At 66.8% G+C, this 20,708-nt stretch carries 17 protein-coding genes and 1 pseudogene; 8 read left to right on the top strand and 10 right to left on the bottom strand.

The genetic code is table 11. The features are described 5' to 3' along the window. Window positions 1–158: 158 nt before the first annotated feature. From G369_RS0126210 to G369_RS38310, 8 genes are all read right to left on the bottom strand, one after another. Window positions 159–1,433, bottom strand: a complete 1,275-nt coding sequence (locus G369_RS0126210) for a TCR/Tet family MFS transporter (protein ID WP_026346642.1) — start codon at window positions 1,431–1,433, stop codon at window positions 159–161. A gap of 10 nt (window positions 1,434–1,443) precedes the next feature. After that, window positions 1,444–2,409, bottom strand: coding sequence for a glycosyltransferase family 2 protein (locus tag G369_RS0126205; RefSeq protein ID WP_026346641.1), 966 nt, complete (start codon window positions 2,407–2,409; stop codon window positions 1,444–1,446). A gap of 165 nt (window positions 2,410–2,574) precedes the next feature. Further along, window positions 2,575–4,440: a DUF1963 domain-containing protein gene (locus tag G369_RS37230; RefSeq protein WP_019657023.1), complete on the bottom strand. Its 1,866-nt coding sequence runs from the start codon at window positions 4,438–4,440 to the stop codon at window positions 2,575–2,577. A 60-nt stretch (window positions 4,441–4,500) separates the two neighbouring features. Continuing rightward, window positions 4,501–5,553, bottom strand: a complete 1,053-nt coding sequence (locus G369_RS0126195) for a beta propeller repeat protein (RefSeq protein WP_019657022.1) — start codon at window positions 5,551–5,553, stop codon at window positions 4,501–4,503. Next, window positions 5,550–6,674, bottom strand: a complete 1,125-nt coding sequence (locus G369_RS0126190; protein WP_019657021.1) for a hypothetical protein — start codon at window positions 6,672–6,674, stop codon at window positions 5,550–5,552. The genes G369_RS0126195 and G369_RS0126190 overlap by 4 nt, the downstream gene beginning before the upstream one ends. A 67-nt stretch (window positions 6,675–6,741) precedes the next feature. After that, window positions 6,742–7,749 (bottom strand): DUF72 domain-containing protein, encoded by a 1,008-nt coding sequence (locus G369_RS0126185; RefSeq protein ID WP_019657020.1) that lies wholly within the window; start codon window positions 7,747–7,749, stop codon window positions 6,742–6,744. Window positions 7,750–7,899: 150 nt separating this feature from the next. Then, on the bottom strand, window positions 7,900–8,754 hold the full coding sequence (locus G369_RS0126180; RefSeq protein ID WP_063827424.1) for a lysozyme inhibitor LprI family protein: 855 nt from the start codon (window positions 8,752–8,754) through the stop codon (window positions 7,900–7,902). 20 nt (window positions 8,755–8,774) lie between these two features. Next, on the bottom strand, window positions 8,775–9,485 hold the full coding sequence (locus G369_RS38310; protein ID WP_051127651.1) for a PASTA domain-containing protein: 711 nt from the start codon (window positions 9,483–9,485) through the stop codon (window positions 8,775–8,777). Between the two features lie 592 nt (window positions 9,486–10,077). Between G369_RS38310 and G369_RS0126170 the strand changes: the two are divergent. From G369_RS0126170 to G369_RS0126160, 3 genes and pseudogenes are all read left to right on the top strand, one after another. Next, a pseudogene (locus tag G369_RS0126170) lies at window positions 10,078–14,400 on the top strand (ESPR-type extended signal peptide-containing protein); the annotation flags it as partial. Window positions 14,401–14,437: 37 nt separating this feature from the next. Then, complete coding sequence (locus G369_RS0126165) at window positions 14,438–15,310, top strand: OmpA family protein (protein WP_244164382.1); 873 nt, start codon at window positions 14,438–14,440, stop codon at window positions 15,308–15,310. A gap of 112 nt (window positions 15,311–15,422) precedes the next feature. Beyond that, on the top strand, window positions 15,423–15,776 hold the full coding sequence (locus G369_RS0126160) for a hypothetical protein (protein WP_019657015.1): 354 nt from the start codon (window positions 15,423–15,425) through the stop codon (window positions 15,774–15,776). A gap of 5 nt (window positions 15,777–15,781) precedes the next feature. Here the strand turns inward: G369_RS0126160 and G369_RS0126155 are convergent, their stop codons facing one another. After that, entirely contained in the window at window positions 15,782–16,069 is a 288-nt protein-coding gene (locus tag G369_RS0126155; RefSeq protein WP_019657014.1) for a hypothetical protein, read from the bottom strand. A gap of 297 nt (window positions 16,070–16,366) precedes the next feature. Between G369_RS0126155 and G369_RS38730 the strand changes: the two genes are divergently transcribed. From G369_RS38730 to G369_RS0126130, 5 genes are all read left to right on the top strand, one after another. After that, window positions 16,367–16,555: a hypothetical protein gene (locus tag G369_RS38730; protein ID WP_157773784.1), complete on the top strand. Its 189-nt coding sequence runs from the start codon at window positions 16,367–16,369 to the stop codon at window positions 16,553–16,555. Window positions 16,556–16,559: 4 nt separating this feature from the next. Continuing rightward, on the top strand, window positions 16,560–16,829 hold the full coding sequence (locus G369_RS0126145; RefSeq protein ID WP_019657012.1) for a hypothetical protein: 270 nt from the start codon (window positions 16,560–16,562) through the stop codon (window positions 16,827–16,829). Between the two features lie 134 nt (window positions 16,830–16,963). Further along, window positions 16,964–17,389: a CBS domain-containing protein gene (locus G369_RS0126140; protein WP_019657011.1), complete on the top strand. Its 426-nt coding sequence runs from the start codon at window positions 16,964–16,966 to the stop codon at window positions 17,387–17,389. A 310-nt stretch (window positions 17,390–17,699) separates the two neighbouring features. Further along, complete coding sequence (locus G369_RS0126135; RefSeq protein WP_019657010.1) at window positions 17,700–19,019, top strand: C4-dicarboxylate transporter DctA; 1,320 nt, start codon at window positions 17,700–17,702, stop codon at window positions 19,017–19,019. Between the two features lie 32 nt (window positions 19,020–19,051). Further along, entirely contained in the window at window positions 19,052–19,759 is a 708-nt protein-coding gene (locus G369_RS0126130) for a GntR family transcriptional regulator (RefSeq protein WP_019657009.1), read from the top strand. A 311-nt stretch (window positions 19,760–20,070) separates the two neighbouring features. Here G369_RS0126130 and G369_RS37785 read toward each other — a convergent pair whose 3' ends face one another. After that, the gene (locus G369_RS37785; RefSeq protein WP_080647905.1) at window positions 20,071–20,394 is read right to left on the bottom strand and encodes a hypothetical protein; all 324 of its coding nucleotides are present in this window, start codon (window positions 20,392–20,394) and stop codon (window positions 20,071–20,073) included. Window positions 20,395–20,708: the final 314 nt, after the last annotated feature.

Here is a 20,708-nt window from a genome sequence, read left to right as displayed (position 1 = left end):
CGGCGAGTACCCGTGATCGCACTGCAGCCACGACGACAGCGGCCACCCGCAAGGGGCAAGGCCATGCCGACTCATCGTTTTCCCCAATTCACCTGGACGCCGTCAGCACCCTCGACGCCGTCAAACGCTGTCGAGGACAGCGCGCAACCGGGGCCGCGTCAGGTTGGCTCTACCGCTGCTTCGCCTGCAGCCGCCATCACGGGTCGCGTGCAGCGCCACGCGACCAGCACGCTCACGCACAGGAACAGAGCGGCAATGAAGAACGGCGCGCCCGGCACCCGCGCCGGTGCATCCGCGCCGATGAAGTAGCCGAAGCTGCCGGCGAAGGCCGCGGGCCCGACGATGCCCGCCACCGACACCAGGCTCGTCAGCGCACCCTGGATGCGCCCCTGCTCCGCCGCGTCGACCTGCCTAGTGACCAGCGCCTGCGCGGCCGGCCCCGCAAAGGCCAGCAAGGTGCAGAACGGCAGCGCGAGCATGAAGACCCAGGCGGCATCGGCTGCGCCGCAGATGGCGAAGCCCAGCACGCCGCAGCCCAGCCCGAACAACAGTGCCAGCCGCTCGCCGAAGCGCTTCACGCCCGGCCCGACCAGCAATGCATTGACGATCACGCTGAGCACGCCCACCAGGCCGAGCACCCAGCCCACCGTGTCTTCCTTCCACTGGAAGCGGTAGTCGGCGAAGAGCACGAACACGCTCGGGTACACGTACTGCGCGAGGTTGACCAGGAAGATCACCGCTGCCAGCGCGAAGACCTGCGGATGGCGCCTGAGCAGCAGCAGCGAGCCGACCGGGTTGGCGTGCGACCAGTCGAGCCTCGGGCTGCGCCGCTCGGGCGGCAGCGATTCGGGCAGCACGAAGCATCCGTAGCAGAAGTTGAGCATCGTGAGGCCTGCCGCGAACCAGAAAGGCAGGCGCGCATCGACGTGGCTCAGTTGCCCTCCGAGCACCGGCCCGAGCACCAGCCCGACCCCGAAGGCCGCGCCGACGATGCCGTAGCTCCTGGCGCGGTCCTGCGGCGCCGTCACGTCCGCGATGTACGCGTTGGCGGTGGTGAGGCTGGCCGAGAACACGCCCGACACCACGCGGCCGACGAAGAGCCACGGCAGGCTGTCGGCCAGCGCCATGAACGCGAAGTCGACCGCCAGCCCCAGGCACGACAGCAGGATCACCGGCCGCCGGCCGAAGCGGTCCGACAGCGCGCCAAGGAGCGGCGAGCACACGAACTGGATCGCCGCGAACGCGGTGCCGAACACCGCGATCCAGTAGGCCGCCGCCGCGGTGCTGCCGCCGGCCAGCCGCTCCACGAGATGCGGCAGCCCGGGAAGGATCAGGCCGAACGCCAGGAAGTCGATCAGCACCGTCACGAAGATGAAGGCGAGCGCTGCGCGGCGCACGCGCGGCGCGTGAAGTGCCTGGGGGCCTGAACTCATCGCTGCGCCCTCACCCGCTGCGGCTCAGGTACCTGCCAACGCGCGGGCGAGCTTCGCGAATGCCGCCCAGCCTGCCGAAGAGGCCGTCGAAGCAGCCGACCAGCAGCGCGACGCTCTTCCTCAGGCGGTCGCGCTCGAAGATCAGCATGGGCAGGATCTGCTTGAGCGTGTAGACGTTGATGAACAGGATCGCCGGAAAGGCGCGCATGTGCGCCAGCGAGAGGTCGAGCGCATTGCGCGTGATGTAGTAGCGCCGCACGGCCGGGTAGTTGATGACGTAGATCTTCCAGCCGAAGAGCGACTTCGCCTCGAGCTCGCCGATCCGGTGGTGCAGCACCACCTGCGTGTTGAGATAGAGCGGCACCTCGCTGCGCATCGCGCGCATGCAGTAGTCGGTGTCGACGTGGTCGATCACATAGCGCTCGTCGAAACGGCCGAGCCTGGCCCATGCGCCGCGCGAGATCAGCGAGCCCGAGGAGATCATGAAGGCGCAGCGCGCCAGCGGCTCGGTGAAGGGCTTGCGCAGGTCGAACTGGTAGACGCGCTTGCCCTGGAGGCCGAACTGCGGGATCAGCGCATCGAGGTTGGTGTCGTGCACGAGCGGGCCGATCAGGAAGGCGGCGTCGTCTTTGCCTTCGCCTTCAGCCATGCCCTGTGCCTTCTCCGCCGCCTCGCACATGGCCTCGAAGTAGCCCGGGGGCAGCACCGAGTCCTGGTCGAGAAGGAAGAAGAGTTCCGCGCCCTGCGCTTCGAGTGCGGCGATGCCGCAGTTGAAGGCACCCGCGATGCCGCCGCGGTTGCCGTTGTGCAGCACGGTGACCCGTTCTTCGGCGATCTTGCCGTGCCAGTCGCCGGGCTGCGGCGTGTTGTCGACCACGCACAGGCGCGGGCACATACGTGAAAGCGCATGGAGATTCGCCAGTTGCCCGTCGGTGGGAAAGTACGTGACGACGACGGCACCGAACGAAAAGGACATCGCGGTTTCTCCGGAGTGGCAGAGCCGGGCGGACGCCCGGACCGGCGCGATTCTAGGTATCGGAATGCGCGCGGATGTCCCATCTGGCGCGGCGAAATGCGGGTATTGCGAAAGAACAACGCAGGCGGGACTGCGAAAGTTCTAGTCCGCATCGGCAAGGCCGGTTCAGCTGCTCTCCAGGCTCCCGTGCACGCGCGAGAAATCACCGAGCGCCAGGTCCTTCTCGTGGATGCTGAAGGTGAAGGTGCCGGCGTCCCAGAAGCAGAAGCCGGGCTTGTCGTCGGACCGCAACGTCAGCAGGTTGATCCACTCCTCGGGCAGCCCGCCCTTCTCGCGCGAGGCCTGCTCCTGCGGGTTCTCGTGCTGCGTGAACACATGGGCATTCATCAGGTGCGCGCCGTTCCTGCGCTCGTCGTCGCCGGTGAGCTCGGCCTCGAGCGCCCACCAGGCCTCCTGCAGTTCATCATTCCCCTCGATCTCGAGCAGCACGGCGTCTTCGCCGATGAGGCGCCCTCCGCCTGCGTTGTAGAGATTCGGCACCGACACCGTGGAGTCGATCTCGACCTTGTAGCCCTCGTGCGCGTCGCCCACGTCGAAGCCATCGGCGAACTCCGCTCCTTCGGGCCAGACATGGGGCCGCAGTTCAGCGGCGGGCGCATCCGAATGCAGGACGCGCACGCGGTCGCCATGCTCCTGCCCTTCGCAGAAGAAGTAGAGCCGGCCGGTGCGCGGCAGCCACGATTGCAGGGCGGCGATCGCGGCGAGATCGATCTGCGCGAAGAAGCGCCAAAGCTTTCCGTCGGTGCTCGGGTAGTCGAGGCCGGGGGGCAGGTCCGGCGTGCCACCGATGCGCGTGCTGCCGGGCGTCGCGTAGTCCTCCGGCTCGGTGGTGCGCAGACGCAACGTCTGACGTGCATGGCGCCGCAGCGGCCCTGCGTAGTTCGAGAACCCATGTCGCGCGAGGGCGTCGCCCAGCAGCGCCGCCGCCCGCGGGCTGCTGCGGGCCATGAAGGCCTCGCGATCAACCGAGATCTCCAACTCCGGTCGATAGCGGATGTCGCGGAAGAGCGCCTCGTTCTTCTTCTCTATGCTGACCTTCTCGATGTTCTGCAGCGAAGCCGGCAGCGATTCGAAGGGGTTGCCGTCGATGCTCAGCAGTTCGAGCGCCGGCAGATGGCCCACCGACTCGGGAATTGTCTTGAGCTGGTTGCCGTCCAGCAGCAGCCTCTTCAGGCGCGCGAGCTTGCCGATGCCGTCGGGCAAGGCTTCGAGCCGGCAATGCTGCAGCGAAAGCACCTCCAGCGATTCGAGCGCACCCAGGTTCTCGGGAAGGCGGGTGATGCTGCTGCTTCGCAGATGCAGCTCGCGCAGGCGCGTGAGCGTGCAGAGCGATTCCGGCAAGACCCTGACGGCACTCTCCGCATCGCCGGTCCACAGCGCCTGCATCGACAGGAACTCGAGCTGCGTGAAGCGAAGCAGCTCGTCGTGCCAGCGGGCGTCCCATGCGCCGACGAGCAGCCGGCGCACGCGCTCGGGCGGCGCGGCCATCGCCTCCTCGAGGCTGCCGTAGGTGTGCTGGCGCAACTCCACTTCTCCGGGCGTGCAGTGCCACACCACATCCACCGCAGCGCCCTCCTCGTCCGTCTCGTAGTCGTGCCGCAGCAGGCCGTGCATCGCGATCCGGTCGGGCCGCAGGTCGATCTCGCCGAAGAAGCGCGTGCCGTACGCGAAGCCCTTCTCCCACATGTAGAAGCCGTGCGTCGTCTGGTCCTTCAGGTAGCGCACGCGCCGCTGCGGGGTGTCGTGGTTGTCGTAGAAGTGAAAGGTCGAGGAGCGGAACGAAGGAGCGATCTGCCCCGGCGCCGGGTTGTCGGAACCCTCGGGGTCGAAGGGTGGCGCATGCAGCGCCTTGTAGAAGGCGACCGGCCGCGCCTTCAGCTCGAAGGACATGCCGCCGTCTTCGAACAGGATCTGGGTATCCGGCGCGAACTCGAAGGCGCACTTGCCGATCTGGAACTTGTTGCTGGACATGGGTGAGAAGCTTCTCGCGGGGATGAGCACGCGAGCCTAGCAGCCGGTGGATAGCCGGGCTCAGGGCTCGCCGTAGAACAGCACCGTCCAATGCTCGCCATCGAACTCCAGTGCCCCGTGCCAACCGGCAACCAGCATCCTGCGGCCATCCGGCGACACATCCAGCCGCTGCGATACCAGCGAGTAGTCATGGGGCATCGGCTGCCGGCGCGCATCCATGGCCAGCACCATCCTGCTGCCCTGGAGCACGTAGCAGCCGCCCGTCCTGCCAGTGCACCAGAGCCGGCCGGCGAACCAGGCGCTGTCGAGAAAGCTTTCGCTGTGTGGCTTCGGAGTCAGGCAACGCCAGCTGTCGTCGCGCCCTTGCCATACGTGGCCGCGTTCGTCGGTGACATAGGCCGTGCCGTCGGGCGCGACAGCCACGGTCTTCAGATCCAGTGTCGAGGGAAAGGGCAGCTGCTTCCAGAGCCCTTCATGCCGTCGCCAGACGGCGCCACGCGACCCGACCACGTACAGGTCCTGCGCAGAAAGGCCGGCAAGATCATTGAAGTTCGAGTTCGACAAGGTGTCGTCCGCAACATCAGGCTCCGTGCTGCCAAGCCCTTCGGGCAGCGGGATCTCCATGTGCTCGCGCCACTGTTCAGGGCCCAGCCGCTCGTACACCCGGAACGGCGCACCGACCGAGAACACCGTGGTGCCGGCGCGTGCGGTGCGCAGCACGATGCTGTCGTACTGGAGCCCTGACACCGGATGCGGCTCGCCTGCGCCATGAAAAGGAATGCTTGCCTCCTGCCCCTTGTGGACCTTCGGCTTGTAGGCCAGCGTCTCCCGTCCGATGCCCACCGAGACGAACTCCGAATGGTCTGGCGCCCAGGCGCTAGACAGATCGCAGCCCAGCCCCAGCGCCTGGGTGGTCAGCGCGAAGAACCGCGTCTCGACCGGATTCGCCAGCTTGACGGCGAGCAGCCGGACCTTGAACGGCTCGTCATGGTCCTTGTCTTCCTGCTCCTCAAACAGCAGGAAGCCGAGGCGGCCGTCCTCGATGCCGATGGTGCAGTCTCGGATGAAGTAGCCGTCGAAGAAGCGGCGGTAGGTGTCGCGGTCGAAGATCATGTGCGGGAGACAACCTGGCCTTGCATCGCCTTCAACCGCACACGCTGCTGCGGCGTGGTGCTCGGCGCGAAAAGACGGCCGGTCAGGGCCTGCTGCCATTCCTCGTCGCGCTGCGGCCAGGTTTCGATCAGCTGTGTGATCGCTTCGGTGTCGCCGGCCTCGACGCACTCGCGCAGGCGCTCTGCAAAGGACGATGAAGGCGGTGGAAGCGGCGAAGGCTCCACTGTGGCCCGCGGCGACTCGTCCATCGCCGGCTGCGTGCCATCACGGAACGGGTCGCGGCCTTCGCGCATGAAGGTGCGGATGGCGTCGGGGGAAATCATGGCGCCGGTCTCAGCCTCCTGCGGATCGTCCGCCTCGAACAGGTCCGGATGGAGGCAGTCGGACCAGTTCTGCCCGCTGTTCCAGTCGCACACCGGTGCATGGCAGCCGGCCTTGGCGTGCATCGCATGGTCGGCGGAGATTAACGCGCGGCCATGTACGGCGCCATCGATGCGCAGGCTGCCGTCGTTGTACTCGCCGTAGACGATGTTGCGCACGCGCACGTCGCCGAGCACGCGCATGTGGCTGTCCCCGTGGCCGAAGCTGGCGGCACGGACGTCGCCACCCACGAGCACGTGGCGCGGATAGGTGTGGGTGAGCTGGCTGAACACGCCGTCCACGTCGACATCGCCGGCCACGATGACGCCCGCGTACAGGCCGAGTTCGGCGATGCGTTCCAGGTCGAAGTCGCCATGCCAGCGCAGGCCGTCGCGAAACAGCGCGAGCCGCCGGGGCTGGCCCTGCAGTTCGTCGGCGCCGTCGATCTGGAAGAACGGGGCCAGCAGCGGATGAGGCACGCGGCCGTCGCAATGCAGCTCCTCGGCGACGCTGCCTTCGAGCACCTGCGCCAATGGCGGACACTCCACGAAGCCGCGGGCGCGCCAGGCATCAAGCAGGCGCTGGCGATGGGCATGTGCATTGTCTGGCGACTCGAAGCCGGCGTGCAGCACGAGACAGGGCCGGCCGATCGCGCCGGCGCGCACGCGCAGGCGATTGTCGTGTTCGTGCAGTTCGATGAATTCGCCGCTCGCTGCGGCTTCGAGGTAGACGGGGGCTTCGCCCGGCAGGGATTCGGTCATGCGGGCAATGTAGTTGAAGAAGAATGCGCCCCACGGCGAGCCGGCCGCGCGGCTCTCTCCCTCCCTCTCATTCCCGGCGGCTGGCCTTCTTCTTCGGCAGGGCCGATGCGGCTTCATCGGTGGACGAGTCGTCGGGCCCGAAGCCCGTCACAAGCCCCAGCCGCTTCGCCAGATGCGCCGCGTCGTATGGCGCGTGCACCTTCATGTCGTTGTCGAAGTAGCAGTAGACATCGCGTTTTCCCCGCCGCGCGGCGACATCCGAAGCCAGCCGCGCGTCGCCGACCTGGTGCCCCCGACTCCATGCCTCGATGCGCTGCGCCCAGCGGTCGAGCGCCGCATCGCCGTAGCCGCTCGCGTAGAGCTCCTTGTCGCCATGCAGCCGGATGTAGACGAAATCCGCGGTCAGGTCTTCGAGCAGCGGCCAGCGCCCCGCCGTGTCGGCCACCACCAGGGCCACGCCGTGGCGGCGCAGCATGGCGATGAAATCGGGGTCGGCGAAGCTGCGGTGGCGCACCTCGATCGCATGGCGGATGCGCAGGCTGCGCGGCGCCTTCAGCGACGACCGGCCCTCCATGCGCTCATCATGCTCTCGGGCAAGCGCGACGGCGGTCTTGGCGTCGCGCGGCAGCAGCGACAGGAATGCGTCGATGCGCTCCGGGTCGTAGCGCATGCTCGGCGGCAGCTGCCAGAGGATGGGACCGAGCTTGGCGCCCAACGCGAGCACGCCCGAGGCGAAGAAGTTGGCGAGAGCCGCGCGCACGTCCTTGAGCTGCAGCATGTGCGTGATGTAGCGCGAGCCCTTGACCGCGAACACGAATCCGTCGGGCGTCTGGTCGCGCCAAGCTTCGTACGACTCGGGGCGCTGCAATGAATAGAAAGAGCCGTTGAGCTCGATGCTGGACAGCATGCGCGAGGCGAAGGCGAGCTCGTTGCGCTGCGTCAGCCCTGCCGGATAGAAGCGCCCGCGCCAGGGCGCATAGCGCCAGCCGGAGATTCCGATGCGGATGTCGCCCCGCGCTCCGCTGGCCGCCGGCGAGCGCTTGCGGTTGCTGGTGCGGGTGGACGATGTCGGCAAGGCTGCGCTCCGGGGCGGTGGTCGATCCGGAACCCATGCTTTTGCGCTGCCATCGCGCTGGATGTGGGAACGGCAGGACAGCCGATGTAGGTGCGCAGGCAAGGCCCGCCCCGAAACGCCGCGCTGCCTGGCGGCTGGCGGCGTCTGGCGTCAGCGCGCCGCGCTCTGCGGATAGCGTGCGTCGGTCAGGCAGGCCCGCAGCCAGGCGGTGTCGTCGGCCTCGAGTTCGGCTTCCGCATCGAGCTTGGGCGAAGGCTTCGGCGTCGATGCCGCAATGCCCGGCTGGAGGTTCCAGCGCGCGCCCGGCCTGCCGTTGCCATCCGCCTCGGGGCAAGGGCTGCCGCCCTCGGATCCGTCGCCGCATGCAGCGACGGTCTGCAGGCGGCCCTGAACGACATTGCCGACGAGCCGCGTCTGGTAGTAGCTGCCGCTGGCCCAGTCGTCACGCAGCGTGCAGACGCGCTCGTGGTGCTGGTAGCTGCGGTCGCTGAAGCAGCCGTAGCTCAGTTGCTGGCCGCCGGGCAGGAAGTCGCACGAGGTCGCGAAGCCAGCGAAGGGGCCGCCTGTGAACTGCGCGAGGAACTTGCGCTGCGCCTGCGCGGCTTCGAGCAGGCGCGGCACGGCGCGGTCGGTCTTGCCGGGCTCGCTCAACGTGCGGGTGCGGCGGCGCATTTCCTGCAGAAGGTTGCGGGGCAAGGCGGCGGCGTCGGGCGCGCCGGGGTAGTCCATGGGCGAGTCGAAACGCGTGTCGCGCGCTTCGATCCAGCGCTTCTGGCTGCGCACCAGCATCGCGCGCAGTTCGGCGTCGTTGCCGGCCTGCTGCACGAGGGCTGCATAGGCCTTGCCCATTTCCGCGTCGGCGGCCTTGAGCCTGGCATCGGCGCAGATCATGTGCTCGACGCGGTTGCCGGCCTTCCTGCAATCGATGGCGTGGGCGGGGCCTGCGGCGGCAAGCAGCAGGGCGACGCACGCGGCGTGCAGGGAGAAGCACCGGGTCTTGGTCATGTTCATCTTCTTCATCGTGTTCAGCGGCACTTGACGTCGTAGCCGACGGTGTGCGGCAGGCCCTCTTCGCCTGCGGTGACGAGCGACAGCGTGCCCGCCGCGGCGGTGTATCTGAAGCTGCAATAGGCCAGGCCCGTACCCGCGCAGGACTCGACCTCGACGATGCCACGCCTGATCAACCCGGCCTGCCGCGATTCGCCGTCGGGCTTGACGCGAACGGGCTTCCAGCCCTTGTCGGCCAGCGCCTTGCGGGCCTTGTCGATCGGCATGCCGTAGACGTTCGGCACGCTGGCACGGCCCCGGCAGACGGACTCCTCGTCGGCCACCCTGCGCAGCCGCACGGTGCCATCGGCCTCCACGCGCAGGTCGCCCACGGGCGAGCCGACGATGCCGCCGCTCCATACGCGCACTCTGCCGCCTTCGAGCGGCGTCAGGTTGCCGATGGCGGTGTCTTCGTCCGACTTGCCGTAGGCCAGCGCAAGGAGCCTGTCGCCGTCGAACACGGCCACGTTGCCCTGGGTGATGCTGCAGGTGCCGCTCGTGCCGGCCTTCATCCGGCCGGCAAAGCTGACGGCGCGATAGGCGCCCAGCGGCACGTCTGCCATCACGGCCCAGCCCTGCGCTGCCACCAGCTTCGCCGCTGCCGACCTGGGCTCGATCACGCTCAAAGGGCAGCCGTCGCGGTCGCCGGCGCTGCCGCCGGCCTTGGGCAGGCTGGTGATCGCTTTCATTCGGATGTCTTTCAGGTCGGACTGCATAGGCGGCGCCAATGCACTGATTTGAGCCATGGCGGGCAGGGTCAGCGCCAGGCCGAATGCGAGAGCTGCGGATGCCCCAAATGCAGAGTGGAAAGACATGACGAGAGAGCAAAAAAAGTAGTGAGGATCTGAAAAGGCATCGCCATTTCAGAACGGCCAGGATTATCGCGGCATGCCACGGGACCCACCAAAACCAGCCAATCTTCGATGCCTACTCGTGCTCATGACGAGGCGCTGCCCCGTGGCGAACCAACATTTCAATGAAAAATCAATATATTCATAAATCGTTCATTTTGAAAAATATTGATTACAACTTATAGCTAATATCCGAAATGATTAAGATTGTAAAAAATAATTCATTGAGTATCTTCATACTACTATCCGCATATTCAGATCGATTTAATTTTCGAATAACTTCGAAAAAATGACTCCAAAATGAGACAGCAAAGACGGCCGCCGCCATTTCATTTCATAAGATTTGCCTGCAAAAAATAATTCGAATTGCACAGGGAGCCCGGATGGCTTTTGGCTATTCAACGACCTTTAAATGGATGGGACGGGGCTCATGAACAAGACTTATCGTTCGTTGTGGAACGAATCCCTCGGCGCCTGGGTGGCGGCGTCCGAGATCACTTCCGCCGGAGGAAAACGCAGCGGAACCCGCGTGGAAGCTGCCGCAGGCAGCGCACTCCCACTTCCCCGGTCGGGGGGATGGCGTGCAGGACTCATGACCGCGCTGCTGACACTGGGGGGCATGGGTGCGGCCTCCCTGGCACAGGCGCAATCTGTGGACTGCTCGGCCTCGCCCTTCAACGCGTACAACGGCACCGCCTCGTGCATGGGGTTCCAATCGAAGGCCTCGGGAATCGGCGCAACCGCGCTGGGCTCGCTTGCGCAAGCCCAGCAATTGGGCGGGCTCGCAGTAGGCTACAACGCCCTCAGCTCCGAGCAGAACTCGATTTCCCTGGGCTTCCAGGCCTTTACCTCGGGCGCCAACTCCATCTATCTGGGCGCCCGCACCGGGCCCACCACGGGTGCTCTGGCCGACGGCGCCATCGGGATCGGCACGGACGTGACCGCGAGCGGCGGCAACACCGTTGCTCTGGGTTCCTCATCCCAGGCGACCGGAGAGCAAGCCGTCGCCGTGGGAAACCAGGCAGCGGCGATCGACAAAGCCGCCACCGCCTTCGGTAACGGCGCCCGGGCACAAGGGAACAGTTCGGTGGCGCTCGGAGCCCAGGCGGTGGCAACCGGCGCCAGCACGGTCGCAGTCGGCCAGGGCGCGGGTGCGGGCTCGACGGCCGCCAACACGGGTTCGGCCGCAGTGGGCATCGCTGCAGGCACGCTGGTCACCGGCGCACAGAACACTGCCATGGGCGGTGGCATTGCAAGCGTGATGCGAGGCGCGGGCTCGGGCGTCACGGGGACGCGCAACATCGCCTTGGGCGTCGGCGACAGCACCGTTGCCTACGATGCCACCCTGAAGGCCTCGGCAGGCAACCTGGTCAGCGGCAACGACAACGTGGCCATCGGCACCAATGCTGGTATAGGTGTCGCGAGCAACGCAACGACGTCGATCGGGCTGAACGCGGCGGCCTCGGGAACCTCGGCGATTGCACTGGGGACCGGCACGGTCGCAAGCGACGTCAACGCGGTCGCGCTTGGCGCTGCCGCCACCGCTACCGCAGCCGGTGCCAGCGCCCTGGGTACCTTCGCCAGCGCTTCGGGCGGGAACTCCACGGCGGTAGGCGTGAGTTCGACGGCCAGTGGCACGCGTGCCTTCGCCGGCGGTTGGGGAGTAAATGCAGGGGGCACCGACTCCGCGGCCATCGGCACCAGGGCTAACGCGGCGGGAACCAGTTCGGCGGCGCTCGGCAATCTCGCCAATGCTTCGGCGGACTTCTCGCTGGCCATGGGCAACCAGGCAGTGTCGGCCGGAATCGGCTCGGTCGCGGCGGGGTCGGGAGCCAGCGCTGCGGCCGACGGGGCCGTGGCGATGGGCAACAACGCCGCCGCAACCCTCACGCGCACAACCTCCATCGGGTTTGGCTCGGCGGCGAGCGGTCAGAACGCCACCGCCCTGGGCGCACTTGCCACTGCGTCCGCCGACCAGGCAGTCGCCATCGGCAACAGCGCCAAGGCCTCCGCGATCAACGCAATCGCGATGGGCAACAACACCGTCGCCGACTCGGCCGATGCAGTAGCGATCGGCAACAGCTCGAAGGCCACCGGCGGCAAGGCGGTCGCCATCGGCTCCGGCAACGTCGCCAACGGCAGCGGCGCGGTGGCCATCGGTGATCCGAACACTGCCACCGGCAACGGCGCGATCGCGAACGGCCTGGACAACACCGCCACCGGCAACGGCTCCGTGGCGATGGGCAACACCAACAAGGTCGGCGGCGGCGGCCAGGACGTGAGCGTGCCCGGCACGGCGGCGCAGGGCGCGGTCGGCATCGGCTACCAGAACACCGCGGTCGGCCAGGGCAGCGTCGCCATCGGCAGCACGAGCAAGGCGCTGGCAGCAGGCGCGGTCGCGTTCGGCGACACGGCAGTGGCGAACAACGCGGGCGACGTGGCACTGGGCTCGGGCTCGGTGACGGCGACGGCGGTGGGAACACCGGGCATAACGATCAACGGCACGCCTTACATCTTCCAGGGCACCACGCCAACGAGCACGGTCAGTGTCGGCACGGCCGGCGGCGAACGCACGATCACCAACGTGGCCGCTGGCAGGATATCTGGCACCTCGACCGATGCAATCAACGGTTCGCAGCTGGCCGCCACGAACTCAGCGATCGCCGACGTGGCAACGACGGCGGGCAAGGGCTGGAACCTGAGCGCCAACGGCGGGGCGCCGCAAAACATTGCGCCGGGCGGGACCGCGGATTTCGCCAACGGCAGCAATACGACCGTCACGCGCACAGGCAACCAGATTAGGGTCGATGTGGTGCCGGATCCGACCTTCAATTCGGTGACCACCGGCAACACGAAGATCGACAACAACGGCCTGACCATCGTGGGCGGCCCGAACGTGACGGTGACCGGCATCAACGCCGGCAGCAAGGTGATCACAAATGTGGCGCCCGGCGTGGCTGGTACCGATGCCGTGAACATCGACCAGCTAACCTCCACGGTGGCCGGCAGCAAGACCAGGTACTACCACGTCAACTCCACCGGCGGGGGCAACGAAGCGAACGACGGCGCGACCGGCGCCGACGCGATTGCCTCGGGCAAGAACGCGACGGCGGCAGGTGCCTCGAGCGTGGCCATGGGTCTGGGCGCCACGGCCGGCACCGCCAACAGCGTGGCGCTGGGCGCGGGCTCGGTCACTGCTACGGCGGTGGCAACGCCGAGCACGACGATCGACGGCAAGGCCTACAACTTCCAGGGCATCGCGCCGGTAGGCACAGTCAGCGTCGGCACGGTCGGCGGCGAACGCACGATCACCAACGTGGCCGCCGGCAGGATCTCCGGCTCCTCGACCGATGCGATCAACGGCTCGCAGCTCTTCGCCACCAACCAGTCGATCGAGAACCTGAGCACCACCGTCACTGCAAACAAGATCAGGTACTACAGCGTCAACTCGATCGGTGGCGGCAACGAGAACAACAACGGCGCGACAGGTGCCGACGCCATCGCCTCAGGCAAGGATGCCAGCGCCACTATCGACGGCTCGGTCGCCCTCGGCTCCGGCTCCGTCTCCGACCGCGCGGTCGCAGGCAGCACCGGCAACATCCCCGCGGGCAGTTCGCTGATCCCGTTCAACACTGCAGACCGCACGCTGCTGGGCGCCCTCTCCGTGGGCAGCGCCACCACCTACCGCCAGATCACCAACGTCGCCGACGGCACGCAGGCGCAGGACGCGGTCACCTTGCGCCAGCTCAGCGGCGCGCTGCAGTCCTTCGCAGTCACGCCGATCCAGTACTTCCACGCCAACTCCACGGCGGCGGATTCGCTGGCGATCGGCGCGGAGTCGGTGGCGGTCGGTCCGCAGACGGTGGTCAACGGCAACAACGGCATCGGCATCGGCAACGGCGCGGTGGTGCAGCAGAGCGCGCCGGGCGGCATCGCGATCGGCCAGGGCTCGACCTCGCACCTGGCCGACTCGATCGCGCTGGGCACGCAGTCGTCCGCCGCCGCCGTGCAGGGCGTGGCGCTGGGTGCGGGCACCAGCGTGACGCAGGCCGGAGGCGTGGCGCTGGGCGCAGGCTCGGTGGCGTCCACCGCGGCGGGCGTGGCCGGCTACGTTCCGCCCACCGCGACCGACGCGCAGCGCATCGCCATCGGCGCGACCACCAGCACGCTGGCGGCCGTGTCGGTAGGCAATGCGGCCAGCGGCCAGTTCCGCCAGATCACCGGCGTGGCCGCGGGCACGGCCGACAGCGACGCCGTCAACGTGTCGCAGCTGCGGGGCGTGCAGGGCCAGGTGGCGGTGATCGACCAATCCACGGTCAAGTACGACACCAACCCCGACGGCTCGACCAACTACAACAGCGTGACCATGGGCGGCAGCAATGCCACCGGTCCGGTGACGGTGCACAACGTGGCACCGGGCGTGGCGGGCACCGATGCCGTCAACGTCAACCAACTCAACGCGACCAGCGCCGGCCTGAACAACCGCATCAACGCCCTGGGCGACCGACTCGACGGCGTGGAGAAGAACGCCTACGCCGGTGTCGCCGCCGCGATGGCGCTGCAGATGCCCGGCAGCTACGTGCCGGGCAAGACGGTCATGCGCATCGGCGCGGGCTCCTTCAAGGGCCAGAGCGCAGTGGGGGTGAGCTTCCGCCGCACCGCGGACAACAACGCCTGGAGCATCACCGGCGGCGTGGCCACCAGCCGTGCCGGCGTGGGCGCCACCGTCGGCGCGGAATGGGTCTTCAACTGAAGGGAAGGCGACACAGATGAACCGGACGAACTCCATCATGAACAAGCCTCTTCGCACCAGGGCCCTTTTCACCGTTTCCGCGATCTGCATGGCCGCGCTGCTGGCCGGCGGCTGCGCCAGCTACTCGATCACCCCTGAGATGCAGGCCCGGGCCGCCGCGGAGAACCCGGCACCGCCGAGGGACGACGACTTCCCCGCGCCGGGCTCGGCCACGTGGAAGCAAGGCGCCTTCCCGAATCTCGAGGCCCTGCGCGCCATGCGCACCGGCATGGGCAAGGACCAGGTGCGCGAACTGCTGGGCTTTCCGCACTTCAGCGAGGGGCTGGGCGGCGTGCGCGAGTGGAACTACATCTTCCATTTCCGCACGGGCGCCGGCCCCGAGTACTTCACCTGCCAGTACATGGTCCGCTTCAACGCGGACGTGCTGACGAACGGCATGTACTGGAAGGGCCCCGGCTGTGCCGACCTGCTGCGGCCGCCGCGCGTGGCGGCCGCGCCCGTTGCCACCACTCCGTCGGCGGCCCCGGCCACGAGGACCACCCTCGGCGCCGACGGCCTGTTCCGCTTCGACGGCCGCTCGCTGTCCGACCTGCTGCCAGAAGGCCGGCGCAGGCTCGAAGCGCTGGCAAGCGACATCCGCAGCGCCGGCCCGGTGGAGTCGATCGGCATCACCGGACACACCGACCGCCTCGGCAGCGCCGCCTACAACCAGGCGCTCTCGCTGGCGCGTGCCGAGACCGTGCGCGACTACCTCGTGCGCTCGGGCGTCCCCGCGCAGGCCATCCACGTGCAGGGCAAGGGCGAGACGGAACCGAAGGTGCAGTGCACGCAGCCCGCGAAGCGTGCCGAGCTGATCGACTGCCTCGCGCCGAACCGCCGCGTCGAGATCGAGGTGTTCGTGCGGCGCTAGCGCGCCCAGCGTGTTCCCGGGGCCCCGCATCACTTCCGTCGGTGCGAGGGGCAGTCGTCCGACATGGCGTCCCGCAACCGCGGCCCAGATTGGTTCCTTTGCGGAGGCCGCCATGGACGGACCCGACCTCAGGATATTCGCCGCAATCGCCGCGCTCTGCCTGGCTGCGGCGCAGGCTGCAGCGCAGCAGGCGCCCTTGCCCCTGCCAGCCGAGATCGACGCGAGCGGCCCGGGCAAGCCCAAGGGCGAAGGCAACGCGCGCAACGCAGCGCAGCAGGCTCGGAAAGAGTCCGACTACCGCGCGGCCCTGAAGAAGTGCGACGAGCTTCAGGCCGCGGCGGCGCGAGCGGCATGCAGCGCACAAGCCGAGAAGGACTACGCTGGCAACGACACCGTCATTCAGGATCAACGGCCCGCCCCGCCCACCAACCCCGGCGGCGCATCGCCGAACAAGCGCGTGCCCTGAGCGCCTCAGAACTTCGAAGCCACGCTCGGCCGCGGCTCCTCGGCCGCACTGCTCTCGTCGTCAGCCCTCGCGATGCGAAGCCGCGCCTGCTCGTGCCGCAGCGCAAGTTCTTCGCGGCGCTCCATCGAAGCGGCGTCGCCCGCGCCATGTCCGCCATCGTCGAAATCGATCAGGAACTGCGACTCCTCGAACGTGAGCCCTTGAAGAACCTCCTGGCTTCTCGCGTTGATGGCCAGGAGGCCGTGCGACAGCAGGCGTGCGCGCCGCTCGCTGGATAACTGCAGCATCTGCATGAAAGCTTCCTTTCCCGTGCGCAGCCATGTTGCGCCGCGTATGGGTGGCTTCGGTGGGAATCGGCAGCAGCTTGGCGTGAGACCCGTCCGGCAGCGCGGCGGTGCGTCGGCGTGGACTGACGGCTGCATCGCCGCACGTCCTATCGACGCACCCCTGGTGCTTTCTAGCCTGGGTTTCGTGCGCCGAGCTGATCGCGAACAGATCGCCAACTGATCGATCGCGGCGAATGAGGAGCCGATCCGTTCCTAGGTTCCCCTTCTGAGTGCAACGAGAGCCGGCGTCCCAAGAAGATCGACATGAAGAAACTCAACCACAGTAACGCTGCCGCTTCTTGCCCCAAGGCACTTTCGATACGTGGGCAGATGAATGTTCCGGCGACGCCCTCGGGCGATGCTGCAGGTTCCGAATGCAAGGCTGGTTGGAGCTCATGCGAGGCCATCGAAGAGCAAAAGGGCAAGGCCGACTTCCAGGCGACGACGAAGTGATGCGATGGAAGAACAACGAGCGAACGAGAAGGCGCCCAGCGACGTGAACGACATGCACGACATGCAGCAGGAGCGCGGCTCTGCAGGTGCCCGGCGCGAAGACCGCCGGGTGTTCGCCTGGGGCATCGTGGCGGCAGTGGTCGCGCTGCTGGCGGCGGGTGCCTACTTCCACGTGCTGCAGAAGCGATTCGAAGTGCCGGTGGAACTGCCCGCCACGCCAACGGCGCCCCTGCCACCGGGCGAGCAGGCCCCGGGTGCGCCTCGCAGCAGATAGCTTTTTCACGTCGCCCTCGACACCACCACCTTGCCGCGCTTCTCCTACACATTCGCCGCTGGAACGGAATAGACCCGGTCTGTACGCAGTCGCCGCCTCACGCAAGCCATGACTTTCAGGAAAGGGCCCCCCAGATGCGAAAGATCCACGAAGTGATGACCCGCGAAGTCGAGGTCATCAGCCCCGATGCGACCGTCGAGGAAGCCGCACAGCGCATGCGCGACGGCGACTTCGGAATGATGCCGGTGGGCGAGAACGACCGCATGGTGGGCGCGATCTCGGACCGCGACATCGCGGTTCGCGGCATCGCGGAGGGCCGCGGCGCAAAGGCCAAGGTGCGCGACGTGATGTCCGCCGGCATCCGCTGGGCGTACGAAGACGATCGCCTCGACCACGCGGCGCAGATCATGGCTGCCCACCAGATCAGGCGCCTTCCGATCGTCAACCGCGACAAGCGGCTCGTGGGCATCCTCTCTCTCGCCGACGTGGCGGTGAAGCAGCGAAGCACCAGGCCGGTGACAGACGCACTCTGCGGCATTTCGCAGCCGGTTGCCGCCTGAGCCGGGAGCCGGGGCTCGTCTGGCGCCCGCTTGCTGTCCGGCGTGCCGTCGGCCCTGACCCGCCACGGCCTCGCCAAACCGCTGCCGAGGCGCTGCCATGGCGCGGCTCCAAGCGACTCCTCAGCCCTCTTTCTGAACGAGCCGCTGCGTGCGCCCGATCTTTCGGCGAACGCGGCAGTGCGCTCCCGGCGATGCCCGGGAATACCCTCTGATCGCCTCGAAGTCTTCTTGCCTACATTTCTTGCATGCAAGAAATGGCAAGCCTTGCATGCAAAACCTCGACAAGACAGACTGACAGGAGATCTTCCTCATGCCCCGCTTCGCCAAATCGCTTTTCGGTCAGGTGGTCATCGCGCTGGTGCTCGGCGTGCTCGTGGGGCTGGTCGCTCCCGAGTTCGCCGCAAAGCTCAAGCCGCTCGGTGACGGTTTCATCAAGCTGATCAAGATGATCATCCCCGTGCTGGTGTTCTGCGTGGTGGTGCACGGCATCGCCGGCGCGGGAGACCTGAAGCGCGTGGGCCGGGTGGGCGTGAAGTCGCTCATCTACTTCGAGGTGCTGACCACCATCGCGCTGGCCATGGGGCTGGTGCTGGGCTTCGTATTCCAGCCGGGCGCGGGCATGAACGTCGACCCGTCCAAGCTCGACCCGGCCGCGATGAGCGCCTATGCCTCGAACGCCGACAAGCTCGCGAGCGGCGGCACGGTCGAGTTCCTGATGAAGCTGATCCCCACGACGGTGGTGAACGCCTTCGCCACCGGCGACGTGCTGCAGGTGCTGCTGTTCGCGGTGCTCTTCGGCTGCGCGCTCACGCTGCTGGGCGAGCGCGGCAAGCCGGTGGCCGTGGTGGTGGATGCGCTCTCGCTGGTGCTCTTCAAGATCATGGGCATCATCATCAAGCTGGCGCCGCTGGGCGTGCTGGGCGCGATCGCGTTCACGGTGGGCCAGTACGGCATCGGCTCGCTCAAGCAGCTGGGCATGCTGGTCGCCCTCTTCTACGGCGCGGTGCTGGTCTTCGTGTTCGTGGTGCTGGGCGTGGTGATGCGCATGTCGGGCTTCAGCCTCATCAAGCTGCTGCGCTACCTGCGCGAGGAGCTCACCATCGTCTTCGCCACCACCTCTTCCGACAGCGTGCTGCCGCAGGTCATGGCCAAGCTGCGCCGCATGGGCATCCGCGATTCGACGGTGGGCCTTGTCATTCCCACCGGCTACTCGTTCAACCTCGACGCGTTCTCGATCTACATCACGCTGGCGGCCGTGTTCATCGCGCAGGCCACCAACACGCCGATCTCGATGGCCGACCTGCTGACGATCCTGGCGATCGCACTGGTCACCTCCAAGGGCGCGCACGGCGTGCCGGGCTCGGCCATCGTGGTGCTGGCGGCCACGCTGCACGCCATTCCGGCGATTCCCGCCATTGGGCTGGTGCTGGTGCTGTCGGTCGACTGGTTCATGGGCATCGCCCGCGCGCTGGGCAACCTGATCGGCAACTGCGTGGCGACCGTGGCCATCGCCGCCTGGGAAGGCGATATCGACCGCGAACGCGCCCATGCGGTGCTCGACGGCAACTACTCGCCCGACGACGAGCCGCTGGCCGAGGCCGGGACCGTGGTAAACACCGCGAGCCACTGAAGAGACCACCACAGGAAAGACCGGACCGCCTCATGCCCGCCCCCGACGTCAGCCCCACCGTCATCGCCGAACGCGTCGTCGAGGCCATCCTCGCGCAGAAGCTCGCGCCGGGCGAACGGCTCGGCGAGCAGGCGCTTGCGGAGAACTTCTCGGTGAGTCGCACCATGGTGCGCGAGGCGCTGATGCAGTTGCAGGCACGCGGCTTCGTCGAGGTGCAGTCGCGCCGCGGCTGGTACGTGGTGGAGCCTTCCGCAGAGGAAGCGCGCGACGCGTTCTCGGCCCGGCGCATCGTCGAGGCCGGCATCCTCGAGGCCAGCGAAGGCCGGCCGCTCGCGAAGGTGATCCGCAAGCTGCGCGACCACATCGCCGACGAACAGCGCGCCATCGAAGGCGCCGACGCCGCCACCCGCGCCTTCCTGCTGGCCGATTTCCACGTCTGCCTGGCCGAGCAGATGGGGCACCAGCTGCTCGTCGACGTGCTGCGCGACCTCACCGCGCGGACCACGCTGGCGGCCACGCTCTACCAGTCGAAGCACGAGGCCGGGCAGTCCTGCGCGGAGCACGGCGCGATCGTCGCGGCGCTAGAGGCCGGGGACACGGCCGGGGCGCGGCGGCTGATGCTGGAGCACATCGGCAATGTCGAGCGGGCCCTGGAGGTGGATGCAGCAGCGGAGCCGGATGCGACCAGCAGGCTGAGGGCTACGCTGGCGCCGGTGGCGTTGCCGCGGGCGCGGCGGTGAGTGCATAGGGAACGTGCACTTGGACAACGAGTGCGGCCGGCATCCTGACCGTTCTGGGATCGACCGAGCAATGCGCCCGGAGCGATTCGTCGGTTCCCGTGAGCGGACCACCCAGAGGTCGCCCAGGACCTCAATTCGCGACTCGTATATTGCCTAGCGTCGCTAATTTCGCTAAATAAACGACGCACCGCTGCCTTTGATTTCATGCAGCAGGTCGCCAGTCAACTTACTGGAATCAATTTTTTTGATCTCGCGCCCAACCGGGATCGACTTTTAAAAGCGCAGAGCCCGATCGCAATGACCGCCGGTCTTCATGCCTTAATGCGAAAAGCCTCCTTCAAACTCATTTGATCATGCAAATCCCCATCTTCATAGCATCTTACAATGCCACCTTCGAGGGCACCCATCATTAATCCATACAGACCAACCGCTTTGGAGTTCACTTCCAACCATATGGAAGAATCGTTTTCCAAAATCAGTCTGACATCATATTTAGCACTCGACTGCAGCAACTGATCCTTTAGAAAAATCTCCCGCCCTTTATCTTCAACTAAAGAGTCGCTTGATTTCAACGCACGCACCACACTCTGCATCAGCGATGGATCATCAAAAACCAATTTATATTCATAGCTCATGAGCCATGCGCCCTCCCGTGAACAATCGGATTCCGCCTCCAACTACGGCACCAACGCCAACGAGGAAAGTCCCACTTTCCTCAAGACATTTCTCAAGAACTTCTTCACGAAAGATTATTTTTTATCCTTAATCGAATGCTCCCAAGCAGAACGTCGGTATATAGGTTCGGCTTGCCGACACTGCGAGTGGCGGACCAAGATTTGAGCTTTTCATCATTTTGATCCTTTGCTGACTGTACAGTGACGAGCCCATCAGGCTTATCATCCACTACGTCCAGCTCGGCGTCCTTACCCAGCTCCCACCCATCGATTGT

The organism is Variovorax atrisoli 110B, assembly GCF_000382045.1.
Classification (GTDB): Bacteria; Pseudomonadota; Gammaproteobacteria; order Burkholderiales; family Burkholderiaceae_C; genus Variovorax; species Variovorax atrisoli.
Note: the sequence above shows the minus strand (reverse complement) of the source record. Positions and strands in the feature narration are given on the sequence as shown.

Coding starts and splice junctions, on each gene's coding strand:
- G369_RS38730 (WP_157773784.1), top strand. CDS start 16,367: ATGAAGAAACTCAACCACAGTAACGCTGCCGCTTCTTGCCCCAAGGCA.
- G369_RS0126205 (WP_026346641.1), bottom strand. CDS start 2,409: ATGTCCTTTTCGTTCGGTGCCGTCGTCGTCACGTACTTTCCCACCGAC.
- G369_RS0126180 (WP_063827424.1), bottom strand. CDS start 8,754: ATGACCAAGACCCGGTGCTTCTCCCTGCACGCCGCGTGCGTCGCCCTG.
- G369_RS0126160 (WP_019657015.1), top strand. CDS start 15,423: ATGGACGGACCCGACCTCAGGATATTCGCCGCAATCGCCGCGCTCTGC.
- G369_RS0126165 (WP_244164382.1), top strand. CDS start 14,438: ATGAACAAGCCTCTTCGCACCAGGGCCCTTTTCACCGTTTCCGCGATC.
- G369_RS37230 (WP_019657023.1), bottom strand. CDS start 4,440: ATGTCCAGCAACAAGTTCCAGATCGGCAAGTGCGCCTTCGAGTTCGCG.
- G369_RS0126195 (WP_019657022.1), bottom strand. CDS start 5,553: ATGATCTTCGACCGCGACACCTACCGCCGCTTCTTCGACGGCTACTTC.
- G369_RS0126130 (WP_019657009.1), top strand. CDS start 19,052: ATGCCCGCCCCCGACGTCAGCCCCACCGTCATCGCCGAACGCGTCGTC.
- G369_RS0126155 (WP_019657014.1), bottom strand. CDS start 16,069: ATGCAGATGCTGCAGTTATCCAGCGAGCGGCGCGCACGCCTGCTGTCG.
- G369_RS0126135 (WP_019657010.1), top strand. CDS start 17,700: ATGCCCCGCTTCGCCAAATCGCTTTTCGGTCAGGTGGTCATCGCGCTG.
- G369_RS0126145 (WP_019657012.1), top strand. CDS start 16,560: ATGGAAGAACAACGAGCGAACGAGAAGGCGCCCAGCGACGTGAACGAC.
- G369_RS0126210 (WP_026346642.1), bottom strand. CDS start 1,433: ATGAGTTCAGGCCCCCAGGCACTTCACGCGCCGCGCGTGCGCCGCGCA.
- G369_RS0126140 (WP_019657011.1), top strand. CDS start 16,964: ATGCGAAAGATCCACGAAGTGATGACCCGCGAAGTCGAGGTCATCAGC.
- G369_RS37785 (WP_080647905.1), bottom strand. CDS start 20,394: ATGAGCTATGAATATAAATTGGTTTTTGATGATCCATCGCTGATGCAG.
- G369_RS38310 (WP_051127651.1), bottom strand. CDS start 9,485: ATGAAAGCGATCACCAGCCTGCCCAAGGCCGGCGGCAGCGCCGGCGAC.
- G369_RS0126190 (WP_019657021.1), bottom strand. CDS start 6,674: ATGACCGAATCCCTGCCGGGCGAAGCCCCCGTCTACCTCGAAGCCGCA.